Annotated in this window: 11 protein-coding genes and 1 pseudogene; 9 read left to right on the top strand and 3 right to left on the bottom strand. The window is 31.0% G+C overall.

Annotated elements, in window-relative coordinates; translation table 11 throughout:
* Positions 1–419 precede the first annotated feature (419 nt).
* From JMM81_RS16030 to JMM81_RS16020, 3 genes are read left to right on the top strand one after another with little or no spacing between them, the layout of a single operon-like run.
* Positions 420–2,090, top strand: a complete 1,671-nt coding sequence (locus tag JMM81_RS16030; RefSeq protein ID WP_256242566.1) for a DUF4297 domain-containing protein — start codon at positions 420–422, stop codon at positions 2,088–2,090.
* Entirely contained in the window at positions 2,087–2,608 is a 522-nt protein-coding gene (locus tag JMM81_RS16025; protein WP_256242565.1) for a hypothetical protein, read from the top strand. The genes JMM81_RS16030 and JMM81_RS16025 overlap by 4 nt, the downstream gene beginning before the upstream one ends.
* Positions 2,609–2,612: 4 nt before the next feature.
* A complete protein-coding gene (locus JMM81_RS16020; protein ID WP_256242564.1) occupies positions 2,613–5,321 on the top strand; it encodes an AAA family ATPase in 2,709 nt (902 codons plus the stop codon).
* Positions 5,322–5,936: 615 nt separating this feature from the next.
* Here JMM81_RS16020 and JMM81_RS16015 read toward each other — a convergent pair.
* On the bottom strand, positions 5,937–6,551 hold the full coding sequence (locus JMM81_RS16015) for a helix-turn-helix domain-containing protein (protein WP_256242563.1): 615 nt from the start codon (positions 6,549–6,551) through the stop codon (positions 5,937–5,939).
* 345 nt (positions 6,552–6,896) lie between these two features.
* On the opposite strand from JMM81_RS16015, the pseudogene rpsI reads away from it, so the two are divergent.
* From rpsI to JMM81_RS15995, 4 genes and pseudogenes are all read left to right on the top strand, one after another.
* Positions 6,897–6,962 (top strand): annotated as a pseudogene (gene rpsI / locus JMM81_RS16010) (30S ribosomal protein S9); the annotation flags it as partial.
* Positions 6,963–7,285: 323 nt separating this feature from the next.
* On the top strand, positions 7,286–7,729 hold the full coding sequence (locus JMM81_RS16005; protein WP_256242562.1) for a YbaK family protein: 444 nt from the start codon (positions 7,286–7,288) through the stop codon (positions 7,727–7,729).
* A gap of 81 nt (positions 7,730–7,810) precedes the next feature.
* The gene (cwlD, locus tag JMM81_RS16000) at positions 7,811–8,530 is read left to right on the top strand and encodes an N-acetylmuramoyl-L-alanine amidase CwlD (RefSeq protein ID WP_256242561.1); all 720 of its coding nucleotides are present in this window, start codon (positions 7,811–7,813) and stop codon (positions 8,528–8,530) included.
* A 220-nt stretch (positions 8,531–8,750) separates the two neighbouring features.
* Entirely contained in the window at positions 8,751–9,803 is a 1,053-nt protein-coding gene (locus JMM81_RS15995) for an Mrp/NBP35 family ATP-binding protein (protein WP_256242560.1), read from the top strand.
* A gap of 80 nt (positions 9,804–9,883) precedes the next feature.
* On the opposite strand, the gene gerD is transcribed toward JMM81_RS15995, so the two are convergent.
* On the bottom strand, positions 9,884–10,441 hold the full coding sequence (gene gerD / locus JMM81_RS15990; protein ID WP_256242648.1) for a spore germination lipoprotein GerD: 558 nt from the start codon (positions 10,439–10,441) through the stop codon (positions 9,884–9,886).
* Positions 10,442–10,588: 147 nt separating this feature from the next.
* Here gerD and JMM81_RS15985 point away from each other — a divergent pair, with 147 nt between their 5' ends.
* Positions 10,589–11,224, top strand: coding sequence for a KinB-signaling pathway activation protein (locus JMM81_RS15985; RefSeq protein ID WP_256242647.1), 636 nt, complete (start codon positions 10,589–10,591; stop codon positions 11,222–11,224).
* A 28-nt stretch (positions 11,225–11,252) separates the two neighbouring features.
* Here JMM81_RS15985 and pdaB read toward each other — a convergent pair whose 3' ends face one another.
* Entirely contained in the window at positions 11,253–12,005 is a 753-nt protein-coding gene (gene pdaB / locus JMM81_RS15980; protein ID WP_256242559.1) for a polysaccharide deacetylase family sporulation protein PdaB, read from the bottom strand.
* Between the two features lie 129 nt (positions 12,006–12,134).
* Here pdaB and JMM81_RS15975 point away from each other — a divergent pair, with 129 nt between their 5' ends.
* Positions 12,135–12,395: a hypothetical protein gene (locus JMM81_RS15975; RefSeq protein WP_256242558.1), complete on the top strand. Its 261-nt coding sequence runs from the start codon at positions 12,135–12,137 to the stop codon at positions 12,393–12,395.
* Positions 12,396–12,546: the final 151 nt, after the last annotated feature.

Raw genomic sequence — 12,546 nt, 5'->3', positions numbered from 1 at the left:
GTCAAGTCTTTAGACGTTTATCTATGGCTACATGTATACAATGATAAAGGCTGCAACCTATCAAACGCTTTTAGCTGATACTGTAGATTAGGAAAAGATTGTTGGAGAATGTTCATTCTGTTAAAAGGTGCAATTGTTGAAAACTTTATATTTAAACGGCCTTATTTTTATATATTAAGCTCGATGAATTATTTTACATCAAAAACCAGACAACCTTATTTTAACCCCGTACATAGTCGGATCGGGGTTTATGCGTGTTTGAGGTTTAAAATTAATCACCTTATTATCACTTTATAGAAATAAGATCTTTATAAAATTAAATTATTAGAGAAATATGGTAAAATTTGAGGATAGATGATCTAGGTGTTTTTTGGGGTTTAATAGTAGGTAAGTAATACATTGGAAACAGGTGAGTTAGTTTGGAAACTATAAAGTTATTAAATTATTTTTTTTCAGAATATCCAAATGATCAAGAAAAAATAGAGTTCTTAAATGAGAATATAATTTCAAAGAAAGATACTGAAATTATGAATTATTTAATGGCAATAGAACCAGATGAAGTAGGAGGGCTCACTGCTATTTCAGGTTTTTTTTATCAATTTCTTGTTACAATCGAATATTTTATAGAGTTATTAGATGGTAAATGGGATTTTGTAGCCTTTGAACTACATGATGATATAGTAGTTGGAAATGAAAAGGAGAAAATAATTAGATTTATTCAAGCGAAAACTAGTAAATATAGTTCTCAAAATCCAAGTGATGTTTCAAACATGTATCTAGGTAGTTCAAAGAAAATTAAAGGAACAGAGGACACCGTAAGGTTAAAGGACTCCTGGGTCGATAAATTACTATCAAAAGCCCAATGTTTTAAAAAGGAAGACGGGTTTAAAACACAATTTCAAATATATACGAGTTATCATGTTGTCAAAACAGATAAATATAACTTTGATTACTATACCGATAATGACAATTTCGATAAAGTAATAAATTCAAAAGATTCCCTAGTTAATGCAATTAAAAATAATACCCATAATTCAAAATTAGAGAAAATAAGTTATGAAAGTTTATGTGGTGAAACAGTTGAGGAATTATTATCAAGATTTCATTTGAAAACTGGACCTTATATGGTAGATATTAATCGTTTTATAAATGACTTAATTATTGAGCTTAGCAAAAGAATCTTTAAGGATTTCAAAACAAAAAATATTGCTTTAGAGGTTAAGGATATTCTTTTATTAATAGGTATAATTTGTTCTAAATGTAAAGTAGATGGTGATGTTAATTATTTAAAGGTTACTAAAGATGAGTTAGACGATATTTTAAATGAAATTAGGGAGCGTTGTCTCAAAAATATTGAGGATATGAATGAGGAACATGGTAATAAAAAAGTCATTGAAAGGGTATTTGGATCATATCTAGAGGAGATTGAAAATGCTAAGATTTATAGGCATTTAGAAGATCATGCTTTTACATATAGAGAATATCTACAAGAATGGTTGAGTAATAATGGGAATATCAGGGATTTATTCAATAGATATGTAGAAGGTACAAACAGAACTCAAACTTATTATAAAACGAGTCAAAATAAAAGGGAGAATACCTTGAGAGAATTATTTGCATTCATAATTCTACTAAATATTATACATGGAGAAACTTTAGAATTTGGTGATACAAAATATTTCTTAACGAAGAAGAGGTCAGGAGAAAAGAAAGAAATAATAACCTTGTTGAATTCTGGGAAAACCCTAAATCTTAATGATTCTATACAGAAGTTAAATCTAATCATGGAAAGTGCAGATGAAAAAGAACATCTATTTCTTTTAGATAAAGAACTTAAAATAGTATTACAAAATTATAGAGATAGAAAATTTAATGAAGCGGAACACCATGCTTTAATGACAAAAATACCAATTAGAGCAGTAGATGGATTAGACGATACTTCTGATATAAATAAAGTTTCATTACCTACAGTTATAATTCCAGGTAACATACTTGAGGATGAATGGTATGAATTCTTGTCATTAGATGAGTTTAAAGAATTCAAGAATGAGATATTGACAATTTGGAGAACGATTGGAGATACAAGATGAATATTTTTAATAGGACACATAATGAATTGGAAGAGTTAGGATTCATAATGAATAAAGAGGAAATTGAAGAAATTGACTCTATAGGTTGTGTTTTATATTCCAATTTAAAGTTTAATATATTAGTGAAATATTATACTAATCCTAAAGAGGAATTCATAAGAGAGGAATCAATAAGGTTAAGGGAACGATTGTTTTATTTAAATTATAATGTATGGAATACGTATTTTTTAGTATGTGTGAATGATTCTGTATCCAAAGATTTTACGTATCTATTAGAAAAGGAAACTAAGGGTTTAAGAAAATATGTAGTCAAAAGCATTAAAGACTTTGACAGAATACCACTTTTTGATAAACCACAAAGTGGTTTTGATTTTAAAATTGAATTTACTACAGCTGAGGAAGATAAAGAGGTATCTAATATATTAGAACTAGTACGAAAGAATAATGGATTGGAAACAAATTTTACGAATCAGAAAGTGAACGATATAGTCCAAGAAATTATAAACGAGGAGAAATAATATAATGAAGATTGACAAAGTAGTTATAAAAAATTTCCGGAATTATGTTGGAGAACATCACTTCGATTTATCAAAGGATATTACTATTCTTTATGGGGATAACGGATTCGGAAAGAGTTCATTTTTTGATGCAATTGAATGGTGTATTACAGGTACAATAAGTAGGTTTAATGATGAAGGCGAAAGTGAAAAATTTAAAAAAGACTTAATAAATAGATATGTATTAACCAGCGGAGAAAATGATATAGAATGCTGTATTACATTAGAGTTTAATAGTTTAAAGTTAGTAAGAAAATTTAATTGTAAAAATAAAATTTTTAAAAACACATCAGTAAAAATAACTGACTCTAATAATAAGACATTAAAGAATTCAGATGGAAAACCGATTAATAGTAAGGAAAAAGTAGACGAATTCCTAAGTGGAATATTCCAACAAAATAATGGAACTAATAAAAATATGTTTGGAAAATTAATGAAGCAGACATATATTCTTTCTCAAGATCAAGTAACAGAATTTGTTACTAGTGAAGATGCAGTTGAAACTTTTCGTTCAATAGCAAATATAATGGGTTTTAAGCCATTGTTAAAACTCTCAGATAACATGAAGAAGATTCATTCAGCATTAGAAACTAAAAGCAAAAAGTTAAGTGAAGAATTGGAAGAGAAGGATAAGTCGATCTTAAGTAAACAAGAAACAAAAAGACAAGTTGATATTTACAAGATGGATACTAATTTAAATACATTATCTATAAATACAAAAGATAATGTTAAAGAAATAAAAAAACACTTAGAACAACTTAGAGACAAGGAATTCACTAAAAAATTAAAAGCTGAAGATCAACTGAAGTTGTGTAATAAATTAAATGAAGAGTTTTCTGATATAGAAAAGGTGAAATCTAAAATTGGTGAGCTAAAAGCTACCGAGGAGAAGAATAACCAAAGGTTAGAATCATATAAAAGTTTAAAGAGTAAGTCAGAAAATAAACTTCAAGAACTAGCTATGATTAAAAAGGATATATCAAGTTATAATCAGCGATCAAATAAAATTAAGGAAATAAATCAAAAACTAAAAGAATTACAACCGTATCCTGAAGATATAGAGCTTATAAAATCCGCCATTAAAGATAAGAAACAGGTAAATATTAATTATCAATTTACATTAATCAATTTTAATAATTATAAAAAGGATAAAGAAACTGTAACTAACTATTCAAATGACCATAAAACGTTGAGTGTAAAATTAACAAAACTAGAAAAGCTCCAAAAGAAAAGATATGAAGTTTTAACAAATATAGATAATAAAATAGTTGAATCAGAAGATGGGGTTTTTGTAAATTTACTAAATAATATTAAGGAAATAAATAAATTCGTAGAGAGTAATGAACAAAATGAAATTTGTCCTGTGTGTTCCTCTAAATTTGAAGAAGAGGGCTTGTTAAAATCGATCGACAAGAATATTAAGTTGTTAAAAGAAAGGATTAATATATCTTCATCATATGCTGATAAACTACTTTCACTTAAAAGTAATCTGAGGGAAAACATAGCATTTTTGGATATTAAGATCAAAAAGATTCATGATAAATTGGACGTCTTAACTAGAAATTACAAAAGGGCTAAAAAAGAAATAGAAAGAATTGAAGTAAATAAACTCTTTGATTCAAGCCTTATGGAAAGGGATTTAGAAGATGTTAAGGCTATTAATTCATCAAATAATGAAGGTATTGAAAAGTTAAACGATGTAGTTGGGTTACTTTTAGAATTAGAAAAGCTAAAACAGGAGGATAAACTAAAAACAGGCAATATTCTATTCATGACTGAAGATAAAATTAGTAACAGACTGGATTGTTTAAATAGAGCAGATAAAAGAATCGAATTGAGGATTAAAAACCTTAAACAACAAACAAGTAAGGAGGAAATAATACAGAATCTAGAAAGTGAAGTGCAAGAATATGTTAAAAAAATTTCTAGTGAGCATTTAAATTTAGCTTTTGTGAAAATCATAGAAAAAATAGAGAGTAATATAAAAACTATGGATAATACTTTGAAGTTAGTTTCTAGTTTAGAAAAGGACTTAGAAATAATTGAACATAATGATCATGTTGAAGCACAAATTAACCTATTAAAGATTGAACGCCCTAAACTTAATGAAGAAATAACTAATTTAAATAAGACTACAACATTATTATCCAATTATATTAAAAGTGTTTTTGGAGATTTCGGGAACAATGCTAAAGATTATCTTAATCAATATTATTCTCCCATTCAAAAGTATTTTAGATATTTAAATCCACTTCCAACACGAAGTTCAATAAGGTTTGAGGGAGAAGATGAGAGATTGTTTGTAAAAGTAATCTTTGATGAACATGATGATGAAGGGGACATAACAACGCCCAAGAATGTTCTAAGCTCAGGGCAATTAAATGTATTAGCAATTTCTATCTTCTTAGCAATGAATGATTCCCAAAAAATACATGAGTTGGATTTCATTGCAATAGATGATCCTATTCAAAATATGGATGATATTAATCAGTTCTCAATTTGCGATGTATTAGGGTCTATAAATAAACAATTAATATTCTCCACACATAATTTTGAATTTTTAAAACTATTTATAAAAAAGAATGAATATAAAAAGGATGCAATTCAAGTCTATAATCTCAAAAGCTCCTTCTTGATACCAGAAAGAGTAGAGCATCTAACTTTCACTAAATAATATGAATAACAAATTAATGTATATAGGTACCACTGATATCTAAATTTAAACTTGTTCAATAGAACACTGAGTCCAAATATATATCATCTTGATGCTCATAAATAGTATAGCTTTTTTTGTTAGGTATGGTGTATTGCATTACCCCATAATCAAGAGTAGCTAGTAAGTCTGTATCTATTATATTTCTCCTTTTGATTGAATATGAAAAAATTGTACAATAAACAATCTTCCGCAATCGGATGCAATTGTGGAAGATTAAAAGTACAATATGGTTTCTTCTTATTTACTGTAAAATACAGGTTTGTAAGGTGTTTTTGATCAATCTTTATTTCAAATTACAAGTTTAATTCAAATTTATGATTTGGTTTGATGGATATGAATAGAAGTATTTTTTCTTGGGTAGATTTTCTTTCGAAGAGTTGATTTACCATCTGCCCCAATAAATGCCTTCTAGTTAACCGTCCATTAAAGAAATTTAATCCGTCGTTAGTTACTAGAAAAGGAAAGTAACATAAAAACTTTTTAACTTCCCTTATTCCTTTTTCTAGAAATGTGTTACACATTTGGCTCTCTAATGTATGTGGATTTTGGAAATTCCTGAATGAAATTGTTAATTTAATATTTAAAATAAGATGATGAGAAGAATTCACTTAATGAGATGTTACATCCTCTACAATACATAAAAATAGTAGATACCTTCGGACTTTTAGATCGCCCATGTATTATTTCAGAAATTGTAGATTGATTAATACCACCGAGAGCAGCAGTTTCAGCAACGGTTTTCCCACGTTCTTTGGCCAATTCCTTTATTCTAGTAATAATTGCTTTATTTAGTTTATCTACTTTTTTTGTAACTGAATCATCTATAAATTTTTCACCTTCAACTGTATGACTGTTTTCCTTTGAACTATTAGGAACTATATTGTAATTTCCAACGTCCTGTTCTAATCTATAATATTCTTCTGTAAATTCAAAGCACTCTTCTACGAGAATATTAACGCTTGGATTGAGGTCGATGGTACAGTAATCAATTGCATACTTAAAATATCTACCATCGATATCAATTTTCCTGTCCTTTATATAGTTAATGAATCCATTGATATCATCACTTTCCATTTCAAATACTTTAACTGTTTTCAAAGGTTGAACACTTAGCAGAGAAACGATGTCAAATCCTCTATGTTTTAATAAATTTTGATCGTCTTTTATAAGTAAAATAAATACTCGCATAGTAGTCGCTCCTAAATTTAATTCATCGTTAGTTACTAGAAAAAATGGTGATAATAGTGTTTGTCACAATGACAGTAATTGTCACATAGTAAAACCTTATTATATAGAAGGATTGAGGTTCAATGTGACAAAGTGACAAGAAAACCTTCGAACTTTCTTATTATTTTTTCTAGTAATACTTTTATACATATGGCTCGCCAGCGTATTTAAGTTTTTGAATCCATTTTGAATACCCTTTGAATACCCTCAAGGGAAATCAGATGAAATTACATTAAATTGACATTTAAGGATACCGTTGATATATCAAGGTTTTTCAATCGTATGAAACGAGGTAAATCTACGCTGATGAAAGAACGTAAAAAACCAGGTCTTAAAGGTGCTCGTCGTGCACCTCAGTTCTCAAAACGTTAATCATTTTACGTTTCAAGGCTCTCAACCTTTGCTGGTTGGGAGCTTTTTTATTTTTAGGCTTTGTTCATACTGATTGTTGATACATGACCTTTGGTGTATGCGGCATGTGTTTGATTCAGTATGAACCACTTAATGAACGCGTATACCAAAGGCCATTGGAGCGTCAACACGATTATTTAATACAACCTATTTAAAAAATATTTGGTGATAGTAGATGTTAAAAAGATGGTTTAGGAATAAAAATTGGCAGTTAAACCAGGGGGGCTTTATGAATGACTCTTTAATCGTAGTCAAAGAATACTTTTAAAGAGGTGAAAAGAGAAGTGAATGTAATAACAACCTTTGTAGAAAAAAAACGAGCAAAGCAAATCAAATATGAAAAATCTGTTCTTCGTGAAATATCAGTGAAGGCTCTTAAAGAAAGTGTGCAACATTATTTTGGATCTTCACGATTAACTCAAAGTCTTATCATGAATAGTGGAATTGAAGAGGCTTGTTATGATGTAGCTATTGAAGCCTTTTTATTAGGAGCAAACATGAGTCGTTTCGGTTATTATGGAGAACAGGCTAAAGATGTGAAAATCAGATGTCAACAAGAAGAAAAACATTTTGTTGATACTTTATATAACTTTTTGTTGTATTGGGGAAATGGAGAAGAAGGCACGATGAGTGAATCCCTTTATATTCAATGTGAGCAGTTTGTAAACAGTTGGTGGATAGAAGGCTTTCATAAAGGTGAAAGAAGAATTAAACTAAAGCTTCATTAAATCCTATTCATCAGTTCTAGTATCCCTCCTTGTCCCATATATTGTATTGGAAGGACGAGTTGGAGGGATTGATGAATACAGATGAAAAAAGGATGGAAAATAAGTATTTTTACAGTTGGACTTATTGTCCTATTTTTTATTCTACAGTATGATTTTTCAGAAGATGATACTTGGAATTCATGGAATTTACCTCTATCAGGAAAAGTAATACTCATTGATCCTGGACACGGTGGACCGGATGGAGGAGCAGGAGATACGGAGGCATTAGAGAAAGATATTGCATTAAACGTTTCATTAAAACTAAGAGAGTATCTGGAAGAGCAAGGGGCTCTGGTTATCATGACGCGAGAAGAAGATAAAGATTTAGCTGATGAAGATACGAGGGGATACAGTCGAAGAAAAGTAGAAGACTTGAAAAAGCGCCTTGAAATGATTAATCAACCCGAAATTGACTTTTTCGTCAGCATCCATCTTAATTCAATTCCATCACCCCGATGGAGTGGTGCACAAACATTTTTTGCTCCTCAATTTAAGGAAAATGAGAGAGCAGCTAAGTTTATTCAAGATGAATTGAAACGTAATCTTGAAAATACAAAGCGTGAAGCGAAGCCTATTAACCATGTATATATATTAAAACATGCTAAGAAGCCTGGTGTATTAGTTGAAGCGGGTTTCTTATCAAACTCAGATGAGAGAGAAAAACTACAAAAGAACCGTTATCAAGATAAGCTAGCCGCATCGGTTTACAATGGAATTATGCGTTATTATACAGATGAAAAGGAATTAACGATACCTGACTGAAGGCGCCAAGGTAGCGCCTTTTTGTTTACTTTTTTCATGATTTGAATAGCTTTTCTAGTGGACACAAAAAATGAGCTGGATAGGTGAATTAGAATCATTCTCTCTATTTTCATACATAAAAGTTTAAAAAATACTTTTAAGGTGTGAGTGAAATAATAGTGATTATGATTCTCTGTGTTATACTAATACGTAGAAATCTTATAAAGGTAGGTGCTAGTTTATGTTTACAGTAGAAGAAGCAAGAGAGTTACTAAATCCAATTAAAGAGCCTTTCTTACATATATCACTATCAGAGTTAGACGCTATTGAAGAGATAAAAGTGAAGGAAGAAAAGAATCATGTTAGTGTAAAAATTGCAATTGCGAAGACTGGAACATCTGAGCAACTCCAATTTCAAACACAAATCGTTAATCTTTTAAAAGAAGCCGGTGCAAGCACAGTGGGTATTCGCTTTAATGAATTACCTGCCGAAGTATTAGAGAAATACCGTTCTACTGAATCTAAACAAGCTAAAGGTTTATTATCAAAAGATAGCAATACTACCTTTATTGCCATTGCTAGCGGTAAAGGTGGAGTTGGAAAATCAACAGTATCGGTTAATTTAGCTGTTTCTTTGGCAAGGTTAGGCAAAAAGGTTGGTCTTGTAGACGCTGATATATATGGTTTCAGCGTTCCGGATATGATGGGTATTACAGACCGTCCGGTTGTCCAAGAACAAAAGCTTATCCCGGTTGATCGATTTGGAGTTAAAGTCATTTCAATGGGATTCTTTGTTGAGGATAACTCACCAATCATTTGGCGTGGTCCAATGCTCGGAAAAGTACTGAACCAATTCTTCAATGATGTCGAATGGGGTGAACTAGATTATTTGTTACTAGATTTACCACCAGGTACAGGAGATGTTGCTCTTGACCTTCATACGATGCTTCCAACTTGTAAAGAGGTTATTGTAACAACTCCACATCCAACTGCTGCTTTTGTTGCTGCACGTGCAGGAGTTATGGCATTAAAAACGGAACATGAAATTTTGGGTGTTATTGAAAACATGTCATATTTTGAAAGTAAGGTCACTGGAGAAAAAGAACATGTTTTTGGAAAAGGTGGCGGTGATAAACTTGCTGAAGTTCTCAAAACAGAGGTTCTTGGTCGGTTACCGTTAGCACAACCAGATTTAAATGAAGAAGATTTTGCGCCTTCTGTCTATCAGGAGGATCACCAACTTGGAAAAATTTATGGAGAAATTGCCCGTAAAATGATCCAGACAATAGGATAATGATTTTTTTCCATCAATCTAAGGCATAACACAAAAGAGCTCTTCCAATGAGGTGAGCTCTTTTATGTTGTTGTCTAATATCATTCTTCTTTCTTCTTCTCTTCAGCTGCTTTTAGCAGAAGCTCCTGGATTTTTACTTGATATAAGGGACTTTCAATGGTTTCTGTTATGACCTGTTTTAAGTGATCGCGATATTCATTACTTTTTAATACATTTGTTAATTCTTTTTCAAGTTCAGGATCCTTCAATACTTCAATCATTTTTTCGCGATACTCAGGATCGTTCATTAAGTTTTTTAATAGTTCTTCATTTTCCTTTAGCATGCTTTTTGAGATGCTTTCTGCAAATTTAGGGTCTTCGAAATTTTTCTTCCAAAACTCAGCCCCTTTTTCACTTATTAGTGTACTTTCAATCGTTTCTTTTACAACAGACTGTTCCATAACTAGTTCTTTTCTTAATTCTTCATCAGACATTACTTCTTGAATTGCTTTTTTCCCTTCATCTGTTTTTAAAATATCAACGACCATTTTTTTTGTTTCTTCATATTCTAATTGGTTGCCACCTGATTCTTCCTGAGCACATCCGGTGATTAGAAAAATAGCTAGTATGGATATAAGTAAAGAGAAATTTTTTCTCATCATAATAAACTCCTTTCAGAGTAGATCCTTTTATTAGGATGAAGATTTTTGTCTAATATTATTCGTTTGAAAGCTGTACCTAGATTTTTTAATATTTGGTTGTTACAATCAAATAAATGGAATATTTTTATAATGGGGGATAATGCTGTGACAAGTCGTAATGTAGTAAAATTGTTTTTTTCTACTTTGTTCATTGGGGGAATTGTAACGGGTATTACAGGATTCATTGTTCGCTGGAACGAGTTTGTTCCCTATTTTGTAAATGGTAGCGTTTTGAAAATTATCTCAACCTTCTTTTGGCTATTTGGAGTGGGTTTAATTTTTAGTCTAGTTAGCCAAGTATCCTTTTTTGCTTATTTAACCGTACATCGTTTTGGATTAGGAATCTTTAAGTCAGTTTCCCTTTGGAATGGGGTTCAAGTAGTCCTCATTGCCTTTGCGCTGTATGATTTAGTTTATTTTCGCCATAGAGCTTTTGCAATGGAGGGAGAGGGGACTTTACCTTATATAGTACCTGCTATTTTAATTCTAATTGTAGGAGTAGTGATAGCGTATTTTAAGGCTAAGCAAACAAATAAAAGTGCATTTATTCCAGCTCTTTTTTTTATGACGGTTGTAACCGTTATAGACTGGGTACCTGTTTTACGGCTAAATGACGTTAGTTGGATTTATTTAATGATTTTTCCATTATTAATATGTAATGCATATCAAATACTTATTCTCCATAAATTACATGAGAACTCGATTCAAGAACGAAAGTTAAAAGCAGAAAAGTCAGCCTAAGTGGTTGGCTTTTCTGCTTTTAATTAGGTTATTTTATTTCTGTTGTTTTTGAGTTAGCATTTGCAATCATTTCTGACACAGTAACAAGTTCAAGGTTTTTCTCTTTTATATTCTGTAATATTAAGGGAAGAGCCTTTTCTGTCTGTTTAGCTGAATCGGAAGCGTGGAGAAGAATAATATCGCCTTTTTCTGCCTTTGAAACATTTTCAGTAATAGCCTCAACTCCAGGATTCGTCCAGTCCTTTGAATCAATACTCCAATGTATAACTGTATAGCCATATCTTTGGGCGACTGTTAGTGTATTTTGGTCAAAATGTCCAGTTGGAGCACGAAGAAGTTGAATATTATTGACGTTAAGCTTTTTAAAAGCGGTTTGAGCTTTTGAGATATCCTGGCCTACCTTTTCCTTCTCTATCTCGGTGTAATCTTTATAGTCGTAGCCAAGCATTCCAATTTCATATCCCTCCTTCACCATTCTGTTAACGAGATCTGGGTGACGTTCAGCCCAAGATGCTGATAGAAAAAATGTGACTGATTTAACTTCGTGTTTTTTTAACGCATCAAGAATGGGTTCAGCTTTTTCATCACCCCACCCAATATTAAAGGTTAAAGCAATATCCTTTTCTCCTTTGTAAACGGCCTTTGGACCATCCTTTGCGGAAAAAACAGGAACTTGTACGACATTCCCTAAATACAGAAACCAGGCTGTGAAAAAAGCAGCTATACCAATTACGAGAATCTGTTTAATCTTTTTGCCATTTAGAATATAAAAGAAGTTCATTCCATCACCTCGTCCAACTCTTCTTTAAATCCTATGAATGATAACAGAGAAAATGAACTAAATTTTTATAAAAATATAAGAATAAAAAATACTACTTATACAAATTATGAAGTAAAGGAGGCAGTATTCATGATAGCGATGTTGTTAAATGAGGTAGAAAAAAGAGAAATGCAATATTTACTAAAGAGAGAAATGGATGAAATATTATTTGATTTAAAAGATGAGCGGATCGATATAATGGTTAAGGGTGAAATGGAGGAAAGGTATAAGCATCTATTTACCTTGTTTAAGAGGGTGGCATCTCCGAGTGATTGTATGAAATATATGCGTAAGAATCAATGGATACCGAATGGAACGAACAAAATAATAAAGAATGAAAAAAGTTATTGACATTAAAAAGATATATTGTTATATTAGTAAACGTCGCTAATGAGGTAACAGATTAAAATATTTAAAAATAGTTCTAAAAAATATTGACACAGAATTTTGAAAATGTTATCTTAGTAAAGCTTATCGCTAAGCGAATGAAAGAAATCGCTCC

Source organism: Bacillus sp. V3B, from assembly GCF_024494465.1.
Classification (GTDB): domain Bacteria; phylum Bacillota; class Bacilli; order Bacillales; family Cytobacillaceae; genus Bacillus_BD.
Note: the sequence above shows the minus strand (reverse complement) of the source record. Positions and strands in the feature narration are given on the sequence as shown.